The sequence below is a fragment of the Streptomyces venezuelae ATCC 10712 genome, from assembly GCF_008639165.1.
Classification (GTDB): Bacteria; Actinomycetota; Actinomycetes; order Streptomycetales; family Streptomycetaceae; genus Streptomyces; species Streptomyces venezuelae.
Map to the genome: position 1 here is coordinate 3,921,365 of NZ_CP029197.1, position 23,627 is coordinate 3,944,991.

The 23,627-nt window shown below is 72.7% G+C and carries 23 protein-coding genes and 1 tRNA gene; 12 read left to right on the forward strand and 12 right to left on the reverse strand.

Annotated features, from left to right (window positions below):
- Window positions 1-50 precede the first annotated feature (50 nt).
- Window positions 51-653 (forward strand): Lrp/AsnC family transcriptional regulator, encoded by a 603-nt coding sequence (locus tag DEJ43_RS17940; protein WP_015034807.1) that lies wholly within the window; start codon window positions 51-53, stop codon window positions 651-653.
- Between the two features lie 37 nt (window positions 654-690).
- On the opposite strand, the gene DEJ43_RS17945 is transcribed toward DEJ43_RS17940, so the two are convergent.
- Window positions 691-1,284 (reverse strand): TetR/AcrR family transcriptional regulator, encoded by a 594-nt coding sequence (locus tag DEJ43_RS17945; RefSeq protein ID WP_015034808.1) that lies wholly within the window; start codon window positions 1,282-1,284, stop codon window positions 691-693.
- On the reverse strand, window positions 1,281-2,945 hold the full coding sequence (locus DEJ43_RS17950) for a 3-hydroxyacyl-CoA dehydrogenase (protein WP_078508684.1): 1,665 nt from the start codon (window positions 2,943-2,945) through the stop codon (window positions 1,281-1,283). Before DEJ43_RS17950 ends, DEJ43_RS17945 begins: the two co-directional genes overlap by 4 nt.
- Window positions 2,946-3,069: 124 nt before the next feature.
- Here DEJ43_RS17950 and paaN point away from each other — a divergent pair, with 124 nt between their 5' ends.
- Window positions 3,070-4,767: a phenylacetic acid degradation protein PaaN gene (gene paaN, locus DEJ43_RS17955; protein WP_015034810.1), complete on the forward strand. Its 1,698-nt coding sequence runs from the start codon at window positions 3,070-3,072 to the stop codon at window positions 4,765-4,767.
- 131 nt (window positions 4,768-4,898) lie between these two features.
- Here paaN and DEJ43_RS17960 read toward each other — a convergent pair whose 3' ends face one another.
- From DEJ43_RS17960 to DEJ43_RS17970, 3 genes are read right to left on the reverse strand one after another with little or no spacing between them, the layout of a single operon-like run.
- A complete protein-coding gene (locus DEJ43_RS17960) occupies window positions 4,899-5,561 on the reverse strand; it encodes a TrmH family RNA methyltransferase (RefSeq protein WP_015034811.1) in 663 nt (220 codons plus the stop codon).
- A complete protein-coding gene (locus DEJ43_RS17965; protein WP_015034812.1) occupies window positions 5,558-6,856 on the reverse strand; it encodes an HTTM domain-containing protein in 1,299 nt (432 codons plus the stop codon). Before DEJ43_RS17965 ends, DEJ43_RS17960 begins: the two co-directional genes overlap by 4 nt.
- Entirely contained in the window at window positions 6,853-7,548 is a 696-nt protein-coding gene (locus DEJ43_RS17970; RefSeq protein WP_233447960.1) for a DUF5819 family protein, read from the reverse strand. The genes DEJ43_RS17965 and DEJ43_RS17970 overlap by 4 nt, the downstream gene beginning before the upstream one ends.
- Window positions 7,549-7,693: 145 nt before the next feature.
- Here DEJ43_RS17970 and paaA point away from each other — a divergent pair, with 145 nt between their 5' ends.
- The 6 genes from paaA to DEJ43_RS18000 all read left to right on the forward strand — a co-directional run bounded on the left by paaA (window position 7,694) and on the right by DEJ43_RS18000 (window position 12,586).
- On the forward strand, window positions 7,694-8,716 hold the full coding sequence (gene paaA, locus DEJ43_RS17975) for a 1,2-phenylacetyl-CoA epoxidase subunit PaaA (RefSeq protein ID WP_015034814.1): 1,023 nt from the start codon (window positions 7,694-7,696) through the stop codon (window positions 8,714-8,716).
- Window positions 8,713-9,000, forward strand: a complete 288-nt coding sequence (gene paaB, locus DEJ43_RS17980; RefSeq protein WP_015034815.1) for a 1,2-phenylacetyl-CoA epoxidase subunit PaaB — start codon at window positions 8,713-8,715, stop codon at window positions 8,998-9,000. Before paaA ends, paaB begins: the two co-directional genes overlap by 4 nt.
- A gap of 53 nt (window positions 9,001-9,053) precedes the next feature.
- Window positions 9,054-9,761: a 1,2-phenylacetyl-CoA epoxidase subunit PaaC gene (paaC, locus tag DEJ43_RS17985; protein ID WP_015034816.1), complete on the forward strand. Its 708-nt coding sequence runs from the start codon at window positions 9,054-9,056 to the stop codon at window positions 9,759-9,761.
- Window positions 9,755-10,252 carry a 1,2-phenylacetyl-CoA epoxidase subunit PaaD gene (gene paaD / locus DEJ43_RS17990; protein WP_041662633.1) on the forward strand — a complete coding sequence of 166 codons (498 nt, stop codon included), beginning with the start codon at window positions 9,755-9,757 and terminating at the stop codon, window positions 10,250-10,252. Before paaC ends, paaD begins: the two co-directional genes overlap by 7 nt.
- Window positions 10,253-11,356, forward strand: coding sequence for a 2Fe-2S iron-sulfur cluster-binding protein (locus DEJ43_RS17995; RefSeq protein ID WP_015034818.1), 1,104 nt, complete (start codon window positions 10,253-10,255; stop codon window positions 11,354-11,356). It begins immediately after the preceding gene.
- 93 nt (window positions 11,357-11,449) lie between these two features.
- Window positions 11,450-12,586 carry an acyl-CoA dehydrogenase family protein gene (locus DEJ43_RS18000; RefSeq protein ID WP_015034819.1) on the forward strand — a complete coding sequence of 379 codons (1,137 nt, stop codon included), beginning with the start codon at window positions 11,450-11,452 and terminating at the stop codon, window positions 12,584-12,586.
- Window positions 12,587-12,686: 100 nt separating this feature from the next.
- Here DEJ43_RS18000 and DEJ43_RS18005 read toward each other — a convergent pair whose 3' ends face one another.
- From DEJ43_RS18005 to DEJ43_RS18020, 4 genes are all read right to left on the reverse strand, one after another.
- Window positions 12,687-13,031, reverse strand: coding sequence for a rhodanese-like domain-containing protein (locus DEJ43_RS18005; RefSeq protein WP_015034820.1), 345 nt, complete (start codon window positions 13,029-13,031; stop codon window positions 12,687-12,689).
- Between the two features lie 54 nt (window positions 13,032-13,085).
- Window positions 13,086-13,904: a J domain-containing protein gene (locus DEJ43_RS18010; protein WP_041662635.1), complete on the reverse strand. Its 819-nt coding sequence runs from the start codon at window positions 13,902-13,904 to the stop codon at window positions 13,086-13,088.
- Between the two features lie 43 nt (window positions 13,905-13,947).
- A complete protein-coding gene (locus DEJ43_RS18015) occupies window positions 13,948-15,423 on the reverse strand; it encodes a DUF2252 domain-containing protein (protein WP_015034822.1) in 1,476 nt (491 codons plus the stop codon).
- 141 nt (window positions 15,424-15,564) lie between these two features.
- Complete coding sequence (locus DEJ43_RS18020) at window positions 15,565-16,656, reverse strand: ABC-2 transporter permease (protein ID WP_015034823.1); 1,092 nt, start codon at window positions 16,654-16,656, stop codon at window positions 15,565-15,567.
- Window positions 16,657-16,748: 92 nt separating this feature from the next.
- Here DEJ43_RS18020 and DEJ43_RS18025 point away from each other — a divergent pair, with 92 nt between their 5' ends.
- Window positions 16,749-17,216: a MarR family winged helix-turn-helix transcriptional regulator gene (locus DEJ43_RS18025; RefSeq protein ID WP_015034824.1), complete on the forward strand. Its 468-nt coding sequence runs from the start codon at window positions 16,749-16,751 to the stop codon at window positions 17,214-17,216.
- 113 nt (window positions 17,217-17,329) lie between these two features.
- Here DEJ43_RS18025 and DEJ43_RS18030 read toward each other — a convergent pair whose 3' ends face one another.
- From DEJ43_RS18030 to DEJ43_RS18040, 3 genes are all read right to left on the reverse strand, one after another.
- A complete protein-coding gene (locus tag DEJ43_RS18030) occupies window positions 17,330-17,989 on the reverse strand; it encodes a response regulator (protein ID WP_015034825.1) in 660 nt (219 codons plus the stop codon).
- A 37-nt stretch (window positions 17,990-18,026) separates the two neighbouring features.
- Window positions 18,027-19,811, reverse strand: a complete 1,785-nt coding sequence (locus DEJ43_RS18035; protein ID WP_233447961.1) for a sensor histidine kinase — start codon at window positions 19,809-19,811, stop codon at window positions 18,027-18,029.
- 154 nt (window positions 19,812-19,965) lie between these two features.
- Window positions 19,966-20,052, reverse strand: a tRNA-Leu gene (locus DEJ43_RS18040).
- A 509-nt stretch (window positions 20,053-20,561) separates the two neighbouring features.
- Here DEJ43_RS18040 and DEJ43_RS18045 point away from each other — a divergent pair.
- From DEJ43_RS18045 to DEJ43_RS18055, 3 genes are all read left to right on the forward strand, one after another.
- Window positions 20,562-21,419 (forward strand): FhaA domain-containing protein, encoded by an 858-nt coding sequence (locus tag DEJ43_RS18045; RefSeq protein ID WP_015034828.1) that lies wholly within the window; start codon window positions 20,562-20,564, stop codon window positions 21,417-21,419.
- A 10-nt stretch (window positions 21,420-21,429) separates the two neighbouring features.
- Window positions 21,430-21,957: an FHA domain-containing protein FhaB/FipA gene (locus DEJ43_RS18050; protein WP_015034829.1), complete on the forward strand. Its 528-nt coding sequence runs from the start codon at window positions 21,430-21,432 to the stop codon at window positions 21,955-21,957.
- Between the two features lie 179 nt (window positions 21,958-22,136).
- Window positions 22,137-23,627, forward strand: a complete 1,491-nt coding sequence (locus DEJ43_RS18055; RefSeq protein WP_041662637.1) for a Stp1/IreP family PP2C-type Ser/Thr phosphatase — start codon at window positions 22,137-22,139, stop codon at window positions 23,625-23,627.

Genomic DNA, 23,627 nt, shown 5'->3' on the forward strand with positions numbered 1-23,627 from the left:
CCACAGCCTGGGATGTGTGCAGGTCGTCCACCGAAGGAAGGCGGGGGGACATGGCGGATGAACAAATGGCCGTCGACCGGAGCGAGGCTCCGGGCGACGGCACGGGCGCGGCCGCGGGCGACGCCCTCGGCGGCGTCGGCGGGGCGGTGCCGGAGGAGGCCCTGAGCGCCCCGGTCGGCACGCCGACGGGCGCGCTCCCACCGCGCCCGCTGGACGCGATCGACCGGGACATCCTGCGGTTGCTCCAGACGGACGGCCGCGCCTCGGTGCGCTCCGTGGCCGAGCGGGTGCACGTCTCCCGGGCCAATGCGTACGCGCGCATCAACCGGCTCATCGACGACGGGGTGATCCGCGGATTCAGCGCCCGCGTCAACCACGAGCGGGCGGGGCACGGCGCCTCCGCCTACATCACGCTCAAGATCGTCCAGAACTCCTGGCGCACGGTCCGCGAGCAGCTCGGAGCCCTGCCGGGCGCCACACACATCGCGCTGGTCAGCGGCGACTTCGACGTCCTGCTGCTGGTGCACACACCGGACAACCGGACGCTGCGCGAGCTGGTGCTGACCCGGATCCAGGCGATCCCGGAGGTGCTGTCCACACGCACACTGCTGGTCTTCGAGGAGACGGACCTCAACACGGACCCACACGCCTGACGACACCGGGCCCCGCGCGGATCGCACGGGACGGCCCTCAGCGGGCCGTCCTGAGGCCGTCGAAGGCCAGGTGGGCGACGGTCTCCGCGAGCTGCTCGCGCTCCGTCGTCGCGTCCGGGTGCGGGCGGTACCACTCCACCAGCGAGTTGATCATGCCGAAGAGGAGCCGGGTCGCGAGCCGGATGTCCACATCGGCCCGCAGGTCGCCCTCATCGGCGGCCGCCCTGAGCAGCTCGGCCACCCGGTGGTCGAACTCGCGCCGCCGCTCCATGGCCCACCGCTCGGTGCCCGTGTTGCCCCGCACCCGCAGCAGCAGCGTCACGTACGGCAGCTCCGCGATGAGGACCTCGACGGTCCGCCGGGTGACGTACTCGACCCGCTCGACGGCCCGGCCGCGCCCGGCGCCCGGCTCGTCGAGGATCGCGAAGAGCCCGTCGAGCGCCCGGCTGACCGCCCGCCGCAGCAGCTCCTCCTTGCCGGACACGTGGTGGTAGATCGACGACTTGGAGATCCCGGCCGCCTTGGAGAGGTGCTCCATGGACGTGCCGTCGTAGCCGCGCTCGTTGAAGACCCGCACGGCGACCGAGAGCAGGGTCTCGGGCGTGTAGGTGTCGCGCTTCACGGTGGTCATCGCGAGTCCTCCGCGTCCTCGGCGTATCCCCGGCGCACGAGACCGAGCGCCGGCGCGTACCGGCCGCTCGGGTACCGCGCGTGCAGTTCCCCGAGGAGGTCGCACACGCGCTGGTGACCGACCTTTCCGGCCCACTCCAGCGGTCCGGCCGGGTAGTTCACCCCGAGCCGCATCGCCGTGTCCACGTCCTCTGCGGTCGCGACCCCCCGGTCGACCGTGTCGACCGCGAGGTCGGCCAGCATGGCGACCGTCCGCGCGACGATCATGCCGGGCACGTCGCCGATCACGGACACCTGCTTGCCGAGCGCCTGGAAGAGCCCCACCGCCTCGGCGAGGACCTCGGGATCGATGTCCTCGCGGGCCGACAGCACGATCCGGGTCGCGGCGGCGTAGTCGAACGCGAGGTCGAAGTAGACGATGTCCTGCTTGGGGTACTCGAAGGAGGACTCGCCGTCGGCGAGACAGAGCCTGCCGCCGTTCGGCAGCTCGATGAAGCCGCCGCCCTTCTTGCGCCGGACCGTGATCCCGGCCTCCTCGAAGAGCCCCAGCAGCGGCGCGGCCGGGCCGAGGTCGCCCCGGACGACGATCCGCTCGGGCGCCTTCGCCGCCGGCGCCGTGTGCGGCTCGGGCCGCTCGGCGCCCTCCGCGTACGAGAACCAGCCCTGGCCCGTCTTGCGGCCGAGGCGGCCCGACTCCACGAGCCGGCGCTGCGCGAGCGAGGGCGTGAACTTGGGGTCCTGGTAGAAGGACTCCCAGACGGAGCGGGTGACGGCCTCGTTGACGTCCTGCCCGATGAGGTCGGTCAGCTCGAAGGGGCCCATCCTGAAGCCGCCGCACTCGCGCAGGGCCGCGTCGATGGTGGCCGGGTCGGCCGCGCCCTCCTCGAAGACCCGCAGCGCCTCGGCGTAGAAGGGGCGGGCGACGCGGTTGACGATGAAGCCGGGGGTGTCGGCGCAGCGCACCGGCGTCTTGCCCCAGCCCCGCATCGTCTCGTACGCGCGCGTGGCGACGTCCTGCTCGGTGGCGAAGCCGCTGACGACCTCGACGAGCGGGAGCAGCGGCGCCGGGTTGAAGAAGTGCAGTCCGACGAACCGACCCGGCAGCCGCAGGCCTCCGGCGATGGCGGTGACGGAGAGGGAGGAGGTGTTGGTGGCGAGGACGGTGTCGTCGCCGACGACCTTCTCCAGGTCGGTGAAGAGCTGCTGCTTGACCGGCAGCAGCTCGACGATCGCCTCGACGACCAGGGCCGCGTCGGCGAGCTCGGCGAGCTCCCGGGCCGCGTGCAGGCGGCCGACGGCGGCCGTACGGGCGGTGGCGTCCAGGCGGCCCTTCTCGACGAGCCGGTCGAGGCGGGCGGTGAGCGCGGCCACGGCCTCCTCGGCGCGGCCGGGGGCGCTGTCGTAGAGGCGCACGGGGTGGCCGGCGACCAGCGCGACCTGGGCGATTCCCTGGCCCATGGTGCCGGTGCCGACGACGGCGACGGTACGGTCCGGCCCGATCGGTCCGGCCGTCCCCCCGGCGGGGGCTTCCACGGCTTCCACGGTCCCGGCTTCCGCGGCTTCCACGGTCCCGGCTCCTATGGCTTCTGCGGCTTCCACGGCGGCGGCAGGCTCACTGGCGGTCACGTCGTCGCTCCCCCTGACGGTCACGTTGGCGCTCATAGGAGTGATCCTCCCCGATGGGTTTTCCACAGGATCGACAGGCCCCCTTGTCCCGACCGATCGTTCGGTTACTCTAACTCCGTACGCGTCTCCCTGCCCAGCTCGACGAGGAGTTGGTCCATCCATGGCCACCGCTCAGCTGACCACCGACCGTCTGGCCGAGAAGCACCGGTCCACGCTCGACCAGGCGCTCGACACCATCCGGACCCGTGCCTACTGGTCGCCGTACCCCGAGCACCCGAAGGCCTACGGGGCGGACGGCTCGCTCGACGCGGCGGCCGGTCTCGCCGCCCACCAGTCCCTGCTGAACACCCGCTTCGAGCTCGACCAGCCCGGCACGGACGGCTGGACCGGCGGCGAGACCTCGCCGTACGGCCCGGCGCTCGGCATCGAGTACCCGCACGCCGACATCGACGTCCTGCTCCCCGCGATGCGCGCGGGCATGGGCGCCTGGCGCGACGCCGGGGCCGAGACCCGCGCCCTGGTCTGCCTGGAGATCCTGGCCCGGATCTCCGCACGTACCCACGAATTCGCCCACGCCGTGATGCACACCAGCGGCCAGGCGTTCATGATGGCGTTCCAGGCCGGCGGCCCGCACGCCCAGGACCGCGGCCTGGAGGCCGTGGCCTACGCGTACGCGGAGCAGACCCGCACCCCCGCCGGGCGGGCCGGCTGGTCCAAGCCGCAGGGCAAGCGGGACCCGCTGGAGCTGAGCAAGGAGTTCACCCCGGTCGGCCGCGGCATCGCCCTGGTCATCGGCTGCAACACCTTCCCCACCTGGAACGGCTACCCGGGCCTGTTCGCCTCCCTCGCCACCGGCAACCCGGTCCTGGTCAAGCCGCACCCGCGCGCGGTGCTCCCGCTCGCGCTCACCGTGCGCGTCGCCCGTGAGGTGCTCGCGGAGGCGGGCTTCGACCCGAACCTGGTCGCGCTGGCCGTCGAGCGGCCGGGCGAGGGCATCGCCAAGACCCTCGCCGTGCGCCCCGAGATCCGGATCATCGACTACACCGGCTCGACCGCCTTCGGCGACTGGCTGGAGGCCAACGCCCGCCAGGCGCAGGTCTACACGGAGAAGGCCGGGGTCAACACGGTCGTGGTCGACTCGACCGGCGACTACAAGGGCATGCTGGCCAACCTGGCCTTCTCCCTGTCCCTGTACAGCGGCCAGATGTGCACCACCCCGCAGAACCTGCTGATCCCGCGCGACGGCATCGGCACCGACCAGGGCCCCAAGTCGTACGACGAGGTCGTCGCCGACCTCGCCACCGCGGTCGGCGGTCTGCTGGGCGACGACGCCCGGGCGAACGGACTGCTCGGCGCCCTGGTGAACCCGGACGTGAAGGCACGTCTCGAAGCCGCCGCCGGTCTCGGCGAGGTGGCGCTCGCCTCCCGCGAGGTGGCCCACCCGGAGTACCCGGACGCCGTGGTGCGCACGCCGGTGATCGTGAAGCTGGACGGCTCGAAGCCGGACGCCGAGGCCGCGTACTTCTCCGAGTGCTTCGGCCCGGTCTCCTTCGCCGTCTCGGTGGACTCCACCGAGGACGCCCTGGAGCTGCTGCGGCGCACGGTCCGGGAGAAGGGCGCGATGACGGTCGGGGCGTACACCACGTCGGCGGACGTCGAGCGTGCGGTGGAGGAGGTCTGCCTGGAGGAGTCGGCCCAGCTCTCGCTGAACCTCACGGGCGGGGTCTACGTGAATCAGACGGCCGCGTTCTCCGACTTCCACGGCTCGGGCGGCAACCCGGCGGCGAACGCCGCCCTGTGCGACGGCGCCTTCGTCTCCAACCGCTTCCGGGTGGTGGAGGTCCGCCGCCAGGCCTGAGGCATGGTCGTGTGGAGGCTCTTCCCGGGCACCGGGACCGGGACCCGGAGCCTCCACACGGCGCCCCGGACGCCTGCCCCGCCCTGCCCTTCCTCGGCCGTCGGTCGCGATCCGGGGGGCCTGAGGCAGCCCTAGGGCGTCTCGATCTCCGCGTAGCGCTGCACCCACGCGTGCATCGCGATGGCGGCGGCCGCCCCCGCGTTGATCGAGCGGGTCGAGCCGAACTGGGCGATCGAGCAGACCATCTCCACATGGGCCCGGGCCTCCTCGGTGAGCCCGGGGCCCTCCTGCCCGAAGAGCAGCACACAGCGGCGGGGCAGCACGGTCCGCTCCAGCGGCACGGCGCCCGGCAGGTTGTCGATGCCGATGACGGGGATGCCCTCGGCCGCCGCCCACGAGGTCAGCGACTCGGTGTCCGGGTGGTGCCGGACGTGCTGGTAGCGGTCGGTGACCATGGCGCCGCGCCGGTTCCAGCGCCGCCGGCCCACGATGTGGACCTCCTTCGCCAGGAAGGCGTTGGCGGTACGCACCACGGAACCGATGTTGAAGTCGTGGCCCCAGTTCTCCACGGCCACGTGGAAGTCATGGCGGCGGGTGTCCAGGTCGGCGACGACCGCCTCGCGCGTCCAGTACCGGTAGCGGTCCACGACATTGCGCCGGTCGCCCCCGGCAAGCAGCTCGGGGTCGTACCGCTCGCCCTCGGGCCACGGCTCCGGGTGCGGACCGACCCCGATCTCGGTGCCGAAGCCCTCGTCGTACTGGACCGGCTCGGACTGCTCTTGCGTGGTGCTCACCCGACGAGGGTACGGGGCGCCTCACCCGTACGGCGCTGCCCGGGCAGCGGCCCGGTACCCCGCCTCAGCAGCCGGTCCCGGCCCCGTACGGCCCGTGCGCCGAGCGCCACCAGGAACGTCGTCGGCAGGAAGACGGCGTCGGCGGAGATCATCGCGAGCGAGAAGACCGGCAGGCCGAGGAGCACCGCGATCCCGGCGTGCTCCAGCATCATCGCCACGAGCAGGACGTTCTTGACCTTGCGGTGGAAGAGCGTGAAGGGGAAGGCGACCTGCACGATCACCGTGCCGTAGGTCAGCAGCATCACCATGACGCCGCTGGCGCCGAGCAGCTCGGAGAGGGCGGGCCAGGGCGTGAAGTAGTCGAGGTGGAGCGGGTAGAACAGCGCGGTCCCGTCCTGCCAGCGCGAACCCTGGATCTTGTACCAGCCGGCCGTGGCGTAGATCAGGCAGACCTCCGCCATGATCACGACGAGGGCGGCGTTGTGCGCGAGGTGGGCGAGGGCGTCGAGCAGGGTGCGCGGCTCCCCGGGCGCGTACCGGCAGACCAGCCACCACAGCCCGTTCCCCAGCCACAGCACCCACAGCAGCACCGGCAGCCACCACGTGCCGGAGGCCTCGCTGAACCAGGTCGTCGCGAGGAGGAAGCCGCCGAGCACGATCCACAGGAGCGGGCCGGTGCGGTCCTCGCGCGGCGGCTCCCCCGCGCGGGCGGCGCGGGCCTCGCGGGCCGCCCGCCGGGCGTCGAGGGACCACACCTGGGAACAGCGGGTCAGCACGAGGTAGAGCGCGGCGAGGTGGAGGACGTTGTCTCCGCCGTCGCCCACGAAGACGGAGCGGTTCTGCAGTGACAGGACCCCGGCCATGAAGATCACGGAGACGGCCCGGGTGCGCCAGCCCAGCAGGAGCAGCACGGCGGAGAGCGCCGCGAGTCCGTAGACGAGCTCGAACCAGAGTCCGCTGTCCGACCACATGAGGACGCTGAAGGACCGGTTGTCGGCGATCAGCCGGCGGGCCATCTCCCAGGACCAGGTGCCGTCGGGGCCGTACAGCTCGTGCCGGAACGGCAGCTCGCGGACCAGGAAGACCAGCCAGGTGAGCGAGAAGCCGATGCGGACGACCGCGGTCTGGTACGGGCCGAGGGAGCGGCTCGTGACGGTCTGGACGGCGTGCGCGAGGCGCCGGTCGAAGGGCTCACGGGCGCGTGCGGGAGCGGGGGCGTAGGCGGGCGCGGGCGTGGGCTCGGGGGCGGGGGCGGCGGCGGGCTCGGGGGCGGGTTCGGGGTGCGGGGTGCTCATCGGCCGGCCTCCGTGTGGCTCCGGTCGGCCCCGGCGGGCCGGTCCGCGGCGGTGACCGTCCACCACGGGAAGTCCCGGTAGGAGGGGGCGGTGTCGGTCTTCTCGGAGCTCCAGCCGGGGGCCGGGACGGGCCGGGTGACGGTACGGAGCTGGACGCGCCGCACGTCACCGGGCAGGGCGTCGAGGCGGAGCACCGCGATGCGGCGCATGTACTCCTCCGAGAGGCGGCCGCGCATCCCGCTGGGGGCGTGGTCGTCGGAGTGCGAGTTGAGGTAGAAGTCCACGGCCCGGCGGAGCTCGTTCTGCTGGGCGTGGCTCGGCATCGGGTTGTGGCGGATCGCCTCGATGTCCTGGGCGGTGAGGTCGATCCAGCCGCTGGTGCGGCCGCCGCCGTCGTCGGTGCGGAGCTCGGCGCGGGCCTCGACGGAGACGTTCTGCTGGAGCGGGTTGGGCGCGAAGAGCTTCCAGTTCTGTTCGAACTCGGGGTAGACCCAGTCGTCGACGGCCTGGCCGTGCCGCTTGGTCAGCGTGTTCGACGGCGCCACGTGCAGGAACACCATCGCCAGATGGACGCAGGCGAAGACCCCGGCGACCGCGAGCGCCACGGCGAGGACGACCTGGTAGGGCATGGAGAGCGCCATGATCCCGCCGACGGCGTGGTTCTCCGGGGGCGTCGGGCGGTGTTCGTCCATGTCAGCCGGGTCCTTGTCGACGTGTGCGTCCATCCCGCCCCGATCCCGATCGGCCCACCCCGGTTATCCACAGGGTTGACACCATACGGGCCGTCGACTCACCATTGAAGTCATTCAACCGAACGATCGGTCGGTAGGGGGTCCGATGACCGCAGTGACGGCAGGGACGGCAGAGACCACGGGCGTGCCCGGCGTGTCGGACGCGGCCGTGGCGGCGGAGACGGCCGCCCACGAGGCCGTGTTCGACGCCGCCGTGGCCGCCGACGAGCGGATCGAGCCGCGCGACTGGATGCCCGAGGGGTACCGGGCCTCGCTCGTCCGGCAGATCGCGCAGCACGCCCATTCCGAGATCATCGGCATGCAGCCAGAGGCGAACTGGATCACCCGCGCGCCCTCGCTGCGCCGCAAGGCGATCCTGATGGCGAAGGTCCAGGACGAGGCGGGCCACGGCCTGTATCTCTACAGCGCCGCGGAGACCCTCGGCACCAGCCGCGACGAGCTGCTCGACAAGCTTCACTCGGGCCGCCAGAAGTACTCGTCGATCTTCAACTACCCCACGCTGACCTGGGCCGACGTCGGCGCGATCGGCTGGCTGGTGGACGGCGCCGCGATCACCAACCAGGTCCCCCTCTGCCGCTGCTCGTACGGGCCGTACGCGCGGGCGATGGTCAGGGTCTGCAAGGAGGAGTCCTTCCACCAGCGCCAGGGGTACGAGGCTCTGCTCGCCCTCTCCCGAGGCACCGAGGCCCAGCACGCGATGGCGCAGGACGCGGTGGACCGCTGGTGGTGGCCCTCGCTGATGATGTTCGGCCCGCCGGACGACGAGTCGACCCACACCGCCCAGGCGATGGCCTGGAAGATCAAGCGCCACACCAACGACGAGCTGCGTCAGCGCTTCGTCGACATCGCCGTGCCGCAGGCCGAGGCCCTCGGGCTCACCCTCCCCGACCCCGACCTCCGGTGGAACGAGGAGCGCGGGCACTACGACTTCGGCGCGATCGACTGGACCGAGTTCTGGGACGTCCTCAAGGGCAACGGCCCGTGCAACGACCAGCGGCTGAGCAGGCGGCGCCAGGCCCATGAGGACGGTGCCTGGGTCAGGGAAGCGGCGGCGGCCCACGCCGAGAAGCACAAGGACACCGGCAAGCACGGAGAGGCGCAGGCATGACGAGCGACGGTTGGCCCCTGTGGGAGGTGTTCGTGCGCTCCCGCCGCGGACTGTCCCACACCCACGCGGGCAGTCTCCACGCGCCCGACGCGGAGATGGCTCTGCGCAACGCCCGTGACCTGTACACCCGCAGGAGCGAGGGCGTGTCGATCTGGGTCGTCCCGTCCACCGAGATCACCGCCTCCTCGCCGGACGAGAAGGACCCCTTCTTCGAGCCCGCCGCGGACAAGCCCTACCGCCACCCGACGTTCTACGAGATCCCGGAGGGGGTGAAGCACCTGTGAGCACCCCCGACACCCGCAGCGCCCCCGGCACCGCCGGCGCGCGGGAGGGCGCCGTGATCACCGGCGCGGCCCTCGCCCTCGGTGACGACGCCCTCGTCCTCTCCCACCGCCTGGGGGAGTGGGCGGGCTCCGCCCCCGTCCTGGAGGAGGAGGTCGCCCTGGCCAACATCGCCCTCGACCTCCTCGGCCAGGCCCGCGTCCTGCTCTCGATGGTCGGCGACGAGGACGAGCTGGCGTACCTGCGCGAGGAGCGTTCCTTCCGGAACGTCCAGCTGGTCGAGCAGCCGAACGGCGACTTCGCCCACACCATCGCCCGCCAGCTCTACTTCTCCACCTACCAGCGCCTGCTGTACGGACAGCTGGCCGCCGGGGACGGCCCCTTCGCCGGCCTCGCGGCCAAGGCGGTCAAGGAGGTCGCGTACCACCAGGACCACGCCGAGCAGTGGACCCTGCGGCTCGGTGACGGCACCGCCGAGAGCCACGAGCGGATGCGCCGCGCCTGCGAGTCCCTGTGGCGGTACACGGGCGAGCTGTTCCAGCCCGTCGAGGGCCTCGACGTCGACCACGCCGCGCTGGAGAGCGCCTGGCTGGCCTCCGTGACGGACGTGCTCGGCCGGGCCACGCTCGGCGTGCCGGAGGGGCCGCGCACCGGCGCCTGGGCCGCGGGAGCCGGCCGGCAGGGACTGCACACCGAGTCCTTCGGACGGATGATCGCCGAGATGCAGCACCTGCACCGCAGCCACCCGGGGGCGGCATGGTGACCATGACCGCCCTGGAGGAGGAGCTGAGCCGCGTCGCCGGATCGGTCCTCGACCCGGAGCTGCCCGTCCTCACCCTGGCCGAGCTCGGCGTGCTGCGCGGCGTCCACGTCACCGGCCCCGGCCGGGTCGAGGTCTCCCTCACCCCGACGTACACGGGCTGCCCCGCCGTCGAGACCATGTCCTCGGACATCGAGCGCGCGCTCCACGAGCACGGGGTGCCGGAGGTCTCCGTCGTCACGGTCCTCGCCCCCGCCTGGTCCACCGACGACATCAGCGAGGAAGGGCGGCGCAAGCTCGCCGAGTTCGGCGTCGCCCCGCCGCGCCCGCAGGGTCCGGCCAACGGTCCGGTACCGCTGACGCTGGCGATCCGCTGCCCCCACTGCGGCTCCACCGACACCGAGCTGCTGAGCCGCTTCTCGTCGACCGCGTGCAAGGCGCTGCGCCGCTGCACCGCCTGCCGCGAGCCGTTCGACCACTTCAAGGAGCTGTAGATGGAGTCCTCAGGCGTGGCGGGACGGGCCGACGCCCGGGCCGGGTTCCATCCCCTCGTCGTCAGCGAGGTCGAGCCGCTCACGGACGACTCCGTGGCGGTCACCTTCGCGGTCCCGCCCGAGCTCCACGAGCGCTACCGGCACCTGCCCGGCCAGCACCTCGCTCTGCGGCGCACCGGCGAGCAGGGGGAGGAGATCCGGCGGACGTACTCGATCTGCGCCCCCGCCTCCCCGGTCGGCGAGCCGCCCGTCCTGCGGGTCGGCATCCGGCTCGTCGACGGTGGCTCCTTCTCGACGTACGCGCTCAAGGAACTGGCCGTCGGTGACCTCGTCGAGGTCATGGAGCCGATGGGCCGCTTCTCGCTCGTCCCGCGCGCGGGGCACTTCGCGGCCGTGGTGGGCGGCAGCGGCATCACGCCGGTCCTGTCGATCGCGGCCACCCTGCTCGCCCGGGAGCCCGAGGCCCGCTTCTGCCTGATCCGGAGCGACCGGACCGCCGCGTCCACGATGTTCCTCGACGAGGTCGCCGACCTGAAGGACCGCTACCCGGACCGCTTCCAGCTGGTCACCGTGCTCTCCCGGGAGGAGCAGCAGGCGGGGCTGCCGTCCGGCCGGCTCGACCGGGAGCGGCTCGACGCGCTGCTGCCCTCGCTGCTGCCGGTCGGGGCGATCGACGGCTGGTTCCTCTGCGGTCCCTTCGGGCTCGTGCAGGGCGCCGAGCGGGCGCTGCGCGGTCTGGGCGTCGACCGCGGGCGGATCCACCAGGAGATCTTCCACGTCGACGACGGTTCGGCGCCCGCGCCGGCCGTGGCGGCCGACGCCCCCGCGCACGCCACGCTGACCGCGACCCTGCACGGCCGGTCCGGCAGCTGGCCGGTGGACCGCGGCGAGACCCTGCTCGACACGGTGCTGCGTTCCCGCGCGGACGCTCCGTACGCCTGCAAGGGCGGGGTGTGCGGCACCTGCCGTGCCTTCCTCGTCAGCGGAGAGGTGCGGATGGACCGCAACTTCGCCCTGGAACCGGAGGAGACCGAAGCGGGGTACGTGCTGGCCTGTCAGTCCCATCCGGTGACCCCGGACGTGGAGCTGGACTTCGACCGCTGAGCAAGTCCCCCCGCCGCCATTCCCTTCCACTAGAACCTGTTCTATCTTGACGATCCGTCAGGACGAGCAGGCGCACAACGGGAGGGCAGGGCAGTGGACTTCACCTTCACCGAGGAGCAGCAGGCGGCCGTGGACGCGGCCAAGGCGGTCTTCGCGGGCGTCAGCCCCGACGCGGTACCGAGCCCCGCCCTCACCCCGGGCGCCGTGGCCGAGGACCTCGACCGACCGCTCTGGGCCCGTCTCGCCGCCGCCGACCTGCTGGGTCTCGTGGTGTCCCCGGAGCACGGCGGCGCCGGACTCGACCCCGTCGCCCTCTGCCTGGTGCTGCGCGAGTCGGCTCGTGTCCTCGCCCGCGTCCCCCTCCTGGAGACCAGCGCCGTCGCGATGGCCGTCGAGCGGTACGCGCCCCGGGAGACGGCCGCCGCCCTGCTCCCCCGCGTGGCCCGCGGCGAACTCGTCCTCACCGCCGCCTCCCAGGGGCGCACCGGCCACGACCCCGCCGAGCGCGCCGTCACCGCCCGCCGCGACGGCACCGGCTGGATCCTCGACGGCGTGCAGACCGCCGTCCCCTGGGCCCATGGCGCCGATGTCCTCGCCGTTCCCGCGCACACCCCCGAGGGCGCCGCCGTCCTCGCCCTGGTGCCCCGCACCCACGACGGACTCGGCCTCGCCGCGCAGTACTCCACCAGCGGGGAACTCCTCGCCGAGCTGACGCTCGACGCCGTACGCCTCGACGGCGCCGACGTCATCGACGCCGAGGGCGCCTGGGAGTGGCTGCGCGAGCTGCTCACCACCGGCACCTGCGCGCTCGCCCTCGGCCTGGGCGAGGCGGTGCTCACCATGACGAGCCAGTACACCGGGAAGCGCGAGCAGTTCGGCCACCCCGTGGCCACCTTCCAGGCGGTCGCCGTCCAGGCCGCCGACCGCTACATCGACCTGCGGGCCATGGAGGTCACCCTCTGGCAGGCCGCCTGGCGGCTCGGCGGCGGAGCCGAAGGGGCGGCGCTCCCCGCCGCCGGGGACGTCGCCGTCGCGAAGATCTGGGCCTCCGAAGGGGTACGCCGGGTCGTGCAGACCGCCCAGCACCTGCACGGCGGCTTCGGCGCCGACACCGACTACCCGCTGCACCGCTACCACGCCTGGGCCAAGCACCTGGAGCTGTCACTCGGCCCCGCCGCGGCCCACGAGGACGCCCTGGGCGACCTGCTGGCCGCCCACCCCCTCGGCTGAGCAGCCCGCCGAAGCCGGCGTCGGCGTCAGGGCCGGAGCCGGAGGCTGCCGGGCCGGCGTCAGGGCCGGAGCAGGTCTGGGCAGCCGAAGGGCGAGCAGGTCAGAGGACGAAGGCCGGGTTTCCGGTGCCCGTCACCATCGGGCGCCCGGCACCGTCCCAGGCGAGCATGCCGCCCTCGACGTTGACCGCGTCGAAGCCCTGCTGCACCAGGTACTGCGTGACCTGCGCCGAACGGCCGCCCACCCGGCACATCACATAGGCCCGGCCGCGCTCGGCGACGGCCTCGGTCACCTCACCGAAGCGGGCCACGAAGTCGCTCATCGGCACGTGCAGCGCGCCCTCGACATGACCGGCCGCCCACTCGTCGTCCTCCCTGACGTCCAGCACCAGGGCATCGGCCGGCACGGAAGCCGCGTCCACCGAGGGCAGCGGGGAGAAATTCATGGGAACGGCCTTCTCTCGTCGGTGCGCCCGAACGGCTCGAGCGCACGGAAAAACCTACTGCACCAGCTCGGCCAGCTCGGTCTCCCGCTCGGAGACCTGGGCGAGCAGCTGCTCGGCGATCTCCTCCAGGAGCCGGTCCGGGTCGTCGGGCGCCATCCGCAGCATCGCGCCGATCGCGCTCTCCTCCAGCTCACGGGCCCACGCCGACAGCATGTCCTTGCGCTGCGCCAGCCACTCCAGGCGCGCGTACAGCTCCTCGCTCTCGCTGAGCCGCTCCTCGGCCGGCACGGGCCCGGCCTCCCACTCGGCGGAGAGCTCGCGCAGCAGCGCCTCGTCGGCCCGGGCGTACGCCGCGTTCACCCGGGTGATGAACTCCTCGCGCCGCTTCCGCTCGTCGTCCTCGCGGGCCAGGTCGGGGTGCGCCTTGCGGGCCAGCTCCCGGTAGAGCCTGCGGACCTCCTCGCTGGGGCGGACCCGCTTCGGCGCCTGCACCGGCCGGTCCGTGAGCATGGCCTCGGCCTCGGGGGAGAGGCCGTCGGAGTCGATCCAGTCGTGGAACAGCTCGTCCACGCCGGGCATCGGCATGACCGCCGCCCGCGCCTCCTGCGCGCGCCGCTGGTCCTCCGGGTCCCCGGTGCGGGCCGCCCGCGCCTCGGCGATACGGGCGTCGAGCTCGTCGAGCCGCGCGTACATCGGGCCGAGTTTCTGGTGGTGCAGCCGCGAGAAGTTGTCCACCTCGACGCGGAAGGTCTCGACGGCGATCTCGAACTCGATCAGCGCCTGCTCGGCCACCCGCACGGCCCGCTCCAGCCGCGCCTCGGGCCGCTCGTCACCCTGCTGGTCCACGTCGCCGTCCTCGCTCCGGTCCGTCACGCTCCCAGCCTACGGGGCCGGTGCGCCGGCCCCGTAATAGGAGTCAGACGCCCAGCTCGGCCGCTATCCGGCCGGAACGGACGGCGGCGAGCAGATCGGCGTGGTCGGCGGTGGTGCGGTCCGCGTACGAGACGGCGAAGGCGGCGACGGCCTCGTCGAGCTCCTCGTTCTTCCCGCAGTACCCGGCTATCAGCCGCGGATCGGCGCTGTGGGCGTGCGCCCGGGCGAGCAGGGCCCCGGTCATCCGGCCGTAGTCGTCGACCTGCTCGACCGTGAGCGCCGCCGGATCGACGCTGCCCTTGCGGTTGCGGAACTGGCGCACCTGGAAGGGGCGCCCGTCGACCGTGGTCCAGCCGAGCAGGATGTCGCTCACCACCTGCATCCGCTTCTGCCCGAGCACCACGCGCCGTCCCTCGTGGCCGGGGTCCGGGGCGCTGAAGCCCGCGGCCGCCAGATGGGGCAGCAGGGCGGACGGCCGGGCCTCCTTCACCTGGAGCACCAGCGGCTCGCCCCGGTGGTCCAGGAGCAGCACCACATAGGAACGGGTGCCGACGCTGCCGGTGCCGACCACCCGGAAGGCCACGTCGTGGACGGCGTACCGCGCGAGCAGCGGAAGCCGGTCCTCGGACACCGTCTCCAGGTACGGGCCGAGGGCGGCGGCCACCGCGGCCGCTTCGGCGTCCGGGACCCGGCGCAGCACCGGGGGAGCGTCCACGAACCTGCGGCCGCCGCCCTCGTCGTCGGTCACGGCCTCGGTGGACCGGGCCGCGAACCGGGCGCTGGTGTTGTTGCGGGCCTTGGCGGAGACCCGCTCCAGGGTGCCGAGGAGATCACGGGCGTCGGTGTGCGAGACGAGTTCCTCGTCGGCGATCGCGTTCCAGGCGTCGAGCACGGGGAGCCGGGCGAGCAGACGCATGGTGCGCCGGTAGGCGCCGACGGTGTCGAAGGCGGCGGCCCGGCACATCTCCTCGCTCGCGCCCACCTCCCGGCCGGCCAGGACCAGGGAGGTGGCGAGCCGCTTGAGGTCCCATTCCCAGGGGCCGACGACGGTCTCGTCGAAGTCGTTGAGGTCCATCACGAGCCGGCCGCGCGCGTCCGCGTACAGCCCGAAGTTGGCGGCGTGGGCGTCACCGCAGAGCTGGGCGGTGATCCCGGTGACGGGCGTGCCCGCGAGGTCCTGGGCCATCAGGCCGGCGGATCCGCGCAGGAACGCGAAGGGGCTCGCCGCCATCCTGCCGACCCGTATCGGCGTGAGCTCGGGGACGCGGTCGCGGCTCGACTCCTCGACGGCCCGGACGGCGTCGGGGCGGTCGGCGGCGAGGGCCGGCTGCCGGTGCGCGAAGCGGGGGACCCGCTCCCGCAGCTCCTTGCCCCGCGCCTTGGGCGAGGCGCCCGTGCCGGAGGCTCCGTCGCCGACGGCGGCGCGCCGCGCGAATCCCGGCACGTGCGGCACCCGCGCGCCGTCCGGCGCCCCCTCTGTGCCGCGCTGTCCCGGCACTGCTGCCCTGGTCTCGCCCATAGCAGGCCCTCCCCCGATGCGAAAGTCCAACATCATCCGGCCTGACGGTACCGGCCGGGCGGAGCGGACGTCTCCCCCTGTGGACAAGGCCCTGTGGACAACTCTCCGCCCCGGACACTCCGCCCCGGACGGCATCGGCCTTCAGACCCCGACGGCCTCCGTCATCTCCTCCTCGGCAGCCTCGGCGGCGTCAGCCGTCTCGGCCGGCGCGGCCTCCTCCGCGGTCCCCTGTCCGTGCCCGGCCAGCGCCTTCGCGCGCCGCGCCTCCGTGACCCCGGCGGCGGTGACGAGGGCGGCTCCCGCGAGCAGCCAGAGCGCGAGGACGAGGACGTGTCCGCCGAGCGCGTGCCCGTCGAAGTACACATGGCCGCGGACGCCCTCGACGAAGCCCGCCCCGTTCCAGAAGGCGTGCAGCGCGCCGAAGAAGCCGGGCTGGAGTTCGGGCCGGTAGATGCCGCCGGAGCTGGTGAAGTTGAGCATCACGAAGAGCACCATCACGCCGAGCGTGGTCCAGCGGCGCAGGAAGGTGTGGAGGCCGACGCCGACGAGGAGGATGCCCGCCGCGTACAGCCAGGACAGTGCCCACACCCCGCCCAGACCCTGATCGACCAGGTGGAAGACCGGCCCGGCGAACAGCGTCCCGACGACGCTCACGACGAGGGACATGCCCGCGGCGAGGAGGACCCTGATCCGCATCGGCAGCACGGCTCCGGCCCCGCCGATGACGGCGACCGAGGCGTAGGCGCCGATGCTGAGCGCGACGAGCAGGAAGAACACGCCCTGCCCGGTGGGGTCGCCGGACGCCACCGGCGCCACGTCGGTGACCTTGAGCGGGGCGTCCTGCGCGGCGGCGACCTTGGTGAACACCTTCTCGACGGCCATGGCGCTGGTGTCGGACGAGGCCGAGGCCACCAGCAGTTCGGGCTTCGCGCCGGGCACGTACGCGCCGAAGCTGCCCTGCTGACGCAGCGCGGCGACCGCGGTCTCCCGGTCGGGGACCGTGCGGACGTCGAGGGCTCCGGCCCCCTTGTCGTGGAGGGTCTGCGCCAGGACCTGGGCACTGGGTCCCGAGCCGACGACGTCGACGCGCAGATCGTGGGGTTCGGGGGCGTGGAAGGCGCCGAGGTAGGCGAGTCCCATGCCGACGCACATCAGCAGCGGGGTGAGCAGATGTCCGAGGACATGCCGCAACGCACCGGTGGTGTTCGGTCCTGCGGACACCGAGACCTCCATGGTTGGCTTTTACAACTAAAGAACCGTTGTACTATACAACTGAAAGCTCGTGCCGGGCGAACCGTGCCCGTACGACGACGAGGGAGCCCACCATGACCGACGTCGCACCGCCGCCCCGCGAGGCATCCGTGGACGTCATCCAGCGCGAGCTGACGGCCTTCGCCCGCCGGGCCCGCGCCGCGGCGGCCCGCGTCCACCCCGAACTCCCGCTCGTCTCGTACACGCTCCTCGCCCACATCGAGGAACAGCGGGGCTGCCGCGCGACCGACCTCGCGGCCCACTACCTGCTGGACAAGTCGACCGTCAGCCGCCAGGTGGCGGGCCTGGAGAAACTCGGCTTCGTCGAACGCCGCCCCGCGCCCGACGACCACCGCGTGCACGTCCTGCACCCCACCGAGGAGGGCACCAAGGTCCTCGCCGCGGCCCAGACGAACCGTCTGGCGGCCTATCAGGAGCGCCTCAAGGACTGGTCGGCGGAGGACCTCGCCCGCTTCGCCGCCTACCTGCTCCGCTACAACACCGCGGGCACGACCGGCCTCCCGGACAGCCCCCCACACTGACCCGTCCAAGCCCCGGTCCGAGCCTCCGCCCGCGACCGACGGCCTGCCCCGCCCCGCCCGCGACCCCGCGACCCCCGAGACCCGCCCGCCCGCCTCGCCGCCAGCCGCCGCCCCTAGAGCCCCGCGTCCCGGGCGAGCAGCGCCGCCTGCACCCGGTTCTCGCAGTCCAACTTCGCGAGGATCCGGCTCACATACGTCTTCACCGTGGCCTCGCTCATGTGCAGCCGCCTACCCGCGTCGGCGTTGGAAAGCCCCTCCCCGAGCAGCGCCAGCACCTCCCGCTCCTTCTCGCTCAGCCCGGCGACACGTCCCCTCGCCTCCTCGGCACGGGTCATCTCCCGCCCCGCGGCGAGCCGTTCCACCACGTGCCGGGTCGCGGCCGGCGAGAGGTACGCGTCCCCCGCCGCGGCCGCCCGGACGGCCCCGATCAGCTCCGCCGGCGCGGTGTCCTTGAGCAGGAACCCCGCGCCCCCGTGCTCCAGGGTCCGCAGCACGTTCTCCCGCTCCCCGAAGGTCGTCAGCACGATCACCCGGGACGAGGGCGCCGCCCGGCGCAGCTCGGGAAGCGCCGACAGACCGTCGAGCACCGGCATCTGGATGTCGAGCAGCACCACATCGGCCGCGTGCGCGCGGGCCTCCTCGACCGCCTGGCGCCCGTCGGCGGCCTCGGCGACGACCTGGATGTCCGGGTCCGAATTGAGGATCATCCGGATCCCGGCCCTGATCAGAGGCTCGTCGTCGGCGATCACGACCCTGATGGGCTGCCCTGCCACAGCTTCTCCCCACGGCTCCGGTACGGGCGGGTCGGCACTACCGTGCCTCGACCTCGTACGACTTCTTCTCGATCAGCTTGCCGTCCTTGAAGCAGAACCGGAAAACGGGCTCCTTGTCGAAGCTCTCGCTCACCTCGGACGACATCAGCACCAGGCAGTCGGCGCCCTCCGGTCTCGCGGGGCCCTTGCCGCTCAGCCCCGCGGTGGCGATCGTGTCACCGGAAGGCAGCTTGTCGCGGACCTCCTTCTCCGGTGCCCCCACCGTCACCGCCTCGTACTCCGCGGGCTCGATCATCCCCTTCGCCAGCGACCCCATCAGGAAGTAGATCCCGAAGCCGCCCGCCACCACCAGGAGCACGAGCGCCGCGGCCCCGATGCCGCACCCCAGCGCGATCGAACCGCCCGTGCTCCTGGCCCTGCCCCCGTGTATCGCCATCGCCAACTCCCGCTCCGTGAACGTCCAGTCGGCCGGTCCGACCTCGACCGGACGACCGTCGCCCACCAGCGGCCTCGTGGTCTGCTGCCGGAAGTCGTCGGCCTCGTCGACCAAAGGCGCTGCCTCAGCGACCGGGGCCGCGCCGTAGGGCAGCATCCCGGCCACCCGGAACCCGCCGCCGTCGGCCGGACCGGCATGACACATGCCGCCCACGAGCCGGGCCCGCTCGGCGAGACCGGTCAGCCCCTGCCCACCGCTCACCACGTCCTTCGCGGGCTCCTCCGTGGGCGCTTCGTTGAGCACCTCCACCACGAAGGCGTCCGGCTCGTACCGCAGGTCGACGCCGATCGCCGCCCCCGGCGCGTACTTGTAGGCGTTGGTGAGGGCCTCCTGCACGATCCGGTACGCGGCGTGATCGGCCGCTGGTGCCAGCGACCGCTCCTCCCCCGACCGTCTCAGGCCGACCGAGGTGCCGGCCGCCCGGGCCGCCTCCACGAGCCCCTCGATGCCGGCGATCCCCCGCGCGGCCCGCCCGGTCTCGTCCCCGGCCCGGCCCGGCGTCTGCGCCCCGTCGGCGGCCTCGATCCCGTCGCGGAGGATGCCGACGACCTCGCGCAGCTCGTGCATCGCGGTCACCGAAGCGTTCCGCAGGACGCCGACCACCTCGCGCTGGCGCTCGCTCAGCTCCCGGTCCACCTCAAGGGCGCCCGTGTGCACGGCTATCAGGGCCAGCTGGTGGCCGAGGCTGTCGTGCATGTCCTGGGCGATCCGCTGCCGCTCCCGCAGCCGCGCCTGCCAGACCACCATGGTCCGCTCCCGCAGCAGCTGGGCGTTGCGCTCCTGGAGCGCGTGCAGCAGGGTCCGCCGCTGGGTCCAGTACCGGTGGGCGAGCCCCGGGGCCAGCGTGGTGCCCAGGTAGTAGAGGGTGGCCAGGAGCGCGACGGTGAGCAGCCGCCCCTGGTCCCAGATCCCGACGAGGCTCCCCCCGACGTTCAGCACGAAGGCGGCGATGAACGCGGCGAGCGCCCGCCCCGCGCCCGCGATGTAGCGGCCGGAGGACCAGCCGACCACGAGCAGCAGCGGCCCGAAGCCGGGCACGAAGGGCGCGAGTCCCGCCGTGACGACGAGCACAGTCGCGGGAAGTCTGCGCCGCACCAGCGACAGCACGGCGGACCCGGCCGCCGCCGCGACGAGCAGCCGGCCCTCGCCGCCCAGGATCTCCTCGGTCCCGGCGCCGAGCAGCGCGAGGACCGCGGCCAGCGCCACCTCCCCGGTGGTTCTGCGCCCCGACCACTGCCCCGGCACCACGAACCAGGCCCACCCCGCGGCGAGCAGGGCTCCGATCCGGTACGAGCTCCCGGCCCCCGACTTCGACTCAACGTCCACGCTCGCACCGTAGGGCGCCACCGTCCCCCGGGGCTTCCCTCTTTCGTCGCGACCTCCGACGACAAAAGTCGCCGCCCCCGTCGACGTGGGAAGCCTCACACTCACGACGACAACGCGGAAGCCCCGTAGGTCGATGACCTACGGGGCTTCCGTCTGGTGCGCGAGGGGGGAGTTGAACCCCCACGCCCTTTCGGGCACTGGAACCTGAATCCAGCGCGTCTGCCTATTCCGCCACCCGCGCATTGGGTGTGCTCCGGGCTCTCTCACTTTTCGGTGCGAGCGCCTGGCGACATCAGAAGATTAGCACGTCGCAGACCGTGGATTCACATCCGTTGTTTGGGCTCCGCCGACGGAGACCAAGGTGAGGAAGGGACAGAAGGCCTGAGAGGGGTAGGAGGAGCCGCGGAGGCGGAGGCAGGAAGGGAGACGAGAGGGGAGGGACAGGGAGGAAGGGGACGGACGACGCCCCGCACCGGACCCAGGACCGCACACCGAACCGGCCCCGGGACCGCACCGGCCGCCCACCGGACCGGTCCCAGGACCCGCACCGACCGCCCCCGTACCGATCGGACCCCCGCTCCCACAGCCGGGTGCGGGACACTGTCCACAGGCCGCCTCTACGATCCGTGGGGAGAGCCTGTGAGAGGTGACACTCGTCCACAGGGCAGAGAAGGGGAACCAGCCGATTTCCCGACGCGTGGATACGATCAGTAAGCAGTACCAGGACGGCAACGACGGAGGAGGTGCCCCATGGGAGTCCTGAAGCGTTTCGAGCAGCGTCTCGAAGGTCTGGTCAACGGCACCTTCGCCAAGGTCTTCAAGTCCGAGGTCCAGCCTGTCGAGATCGCCGGCGCGCTCCAGCGCGAGTGCGACAACAACGCGCAGATCTGGAACCGCGAGCGGACCGTCGTCCCCAACGACTTCATCGTGGAACTGAGCACTCCGGACTACGAGCGCCTCAGCCCCTACTCGGGCCAGCTCGGCGACGAGCTCGCCGGCCTGGTCAGGGACTACGCGAAGCAGCAGCGGTACACCTTCATGGGACCGATCAAGGTCCACCTGGAGAAGGCCGAGGACCTCGACACCGGTCTGTACCGGGTCCGCAGCCGCACGCTGGCGTCGAGTACGTCACAGTCCCAGCCGCCCGCGGGCGGCCCCCCGTCACACCAGCAGCAGGGCCAGGGCCGCGGCGGATACGGGTACCCCCCGGCCGGCGCCCCGCCCATGCCCGCCTCCCCGCCCCCGGGCGCCCCCGGCCACCGGCCGACGGCCGCCGCGGGCGGTGCCGGAGCCATGCCCGGCCCCGGTACGCACGGCGGAGCGGGCACGACCCGCCGCTGGATCGAGATCAACGGCACCCGCCACCAGATCTCCCGCCCGACCCTGGTCCTCGGCCGCAGCACCGACGCGGACGTGAGGATCGACGATCCCGGCGTCTCCCGCCGGCACTGCGAGATCCGGACCGGAACGCCCTCGACGATCCAGGATCTGGGATCCACCAACGGCATCGTGGTGGACGGGCAGCACACCACCCGCGCTACGCTCCGCGACGGCTCGCGGATCGTCGTGGGCAGCACCACCATCGTTTACCGGCAAGCCGAAGGGTGAAGCGGGGGCAATGTCAGAGCTGACCCTGACGGTCATGCGGTTGGGTTTCCTGGCCGTTCTGTGGCTGTTCGTCATCGTGGCCGTCCAGGTCATCCGCAGCGACCTCTTCGGTACGCGGGTCACCCAGCGCGGTTCGCGGCGCCAGGAGGCGCGACCCCAACCGCAGCAGCAGGCGCGGCAGGCCGCCGCGCCGCCGCAGCAGCGCGGCCAGCAGAGCTCGGGCGGCGGGCGCCAGCGCCGTGGCGCCCCGACCAAGCTGGTCGTGTCCGAGGGCACCCTCACCGGCACGACCGTCGCCCTCCAGGGGCAGACGATCACGCTGGGCCGGGCGCACGATTCGACGATCGTGCTGGACGACGACTACGCGTCCAGCCGCCACGCCAGGATCTACCCGGACCGGGACGGCCAGTGGATCGTCGAGGATCTCGGGTCCACCAACGGCACGTATCTCGACCGGACCCGCCTCACCACCGCCACCCCGATTCCGCTGGGCGCGCCGATCCGCATCGGCAAGACCGTCATCGAGCTGCGGAAGTAGTGCTACATCATGAATAGGCGCGAGCGGAGCGAGCGAGTCGGGACGGTCCCCGCAACCGGCCGTGCCGCGCTCCCGACCGGAGCGACTGAAGCGACCGGCGTGACCGGAGCGACCGGAGGGTGGGCAGTGTGGGTCGAGACCGGCTGTACCCCGATGCAGCGTCGACAGGGCAGGTGCGCATGACTCTGTCCCTGCGATTCGCCGCGGGCTCGCACAAGGGCATGATCCGCGAGGGCAACGAGGACTCGGGCTACGCCGGGCCCCGGCTGCTCGCCATCGCCGACGGCATGGGCGGGCAGGCCGCCGGTGAGGTCGCCTCCTCCGAGGTGATCTCCACCCTCGTCACGCTCGACGACGACGTCCCCGGCTCCGACATCCTCACCTCGCTCGGTACGGCGGTGCAGCGCGCCAACGACCAGCTCCGGATGATGGTCGAGGAGGACCCGCAGCTCGAAGGCATGGGCACCACGCTCACCGCCCTGCTGTGGACCGGCCAGCGCCTCGGGCTCGTGCACGTCGGCGACTCCCGCGCGTACCTCCTGCGCGACGGTGTGCTGACCCAGATCACCCAGGACCACACCTGGGTCCAGCGGCTCGTCGACGAGGGCCGGATCACCGAGGAAGAGGCCACCACCCACCCGCAGCGCTCGCTCCTCATGCGCGCGCTGGGCAGCGGCGACCACGTCGAACCCGACCTCTCCATCCGCGAGGTCCGGGCCGGCGACCGCTATCTGATCTGCTCCGACGGCCTCTCGGGCGTGGTCTCGCACCAGACGCTCGAAGACACCCTCGCCAGCTACCAGGGCCCGCAGGAGACCGTGCAGGAGCTGATCCAGCTCGCGCTGCGCGGCGGCGGCCCCGACAACATCACGGTGATCGTGGCCGACGTCCTCGACGTCGACGGCGGCGACACCCTCGCCGGTCACCTCAGCGACACCCCGGTCATCGTGGGCGCGGTCGCCGAGAACCAGGCCCAGCTCAACGACGGCGGGGCGATGCAGACCCCGGCCGGCCGTGCCTCCGGGCTCGGCCGCCCGGCGCCGCACCAGCAGCCGCCCGCCGGCGGCTTCGGCCCGCCCGGCAGCGGCGAGGGCCACGGGTACGGCGGGATGCCCCCGCAGGGCTCCTTCGACTCGTACACGGAAGACGACTTCGTGAAGCCGCGCACCGGCCGCAAGTGGCTGAAGCGCTCCTTCTTCCTCGTCCTCGCGCTCGCGGTCATCGCCGGCGGCCTCTACGGCGGCTGGCGCTGGACGCAGACGCAGTACTTCGTCGGGTCCAAGGACCAGCACGTGGCGCTCTACCAGGGCATCAGCCAGGACCTGGCCTGGGTCTCGCTCTCGAAGGTCGAGAAGGACCACCCCGAGATCGAACTCAAGTACCTCCCCGCCTACCAGCGGAAGCAGGTCGAGGACACCATCACCGGTGGCAGCCTCGCCAAGGCCGAGACGAAGATCGCCGAGCTGGCCGTGCAGGCCTCTGCCTGCAAGAAGACCGAGCAGCGCCGCGCCGCCGCCGAGAAGGCCGCCGACCAGGCGAGCAAGCCCCCGGCCGAGACGCCGGGCGGCGCCGCCACCCCTGACTCCAAGCCCACCACAGCCGCTCCGACCCCGGGTCCCACCCTCACCGCGGAGGAGCAGAAGCTGGCCTCGAACTGCGGCAAGCAGTAA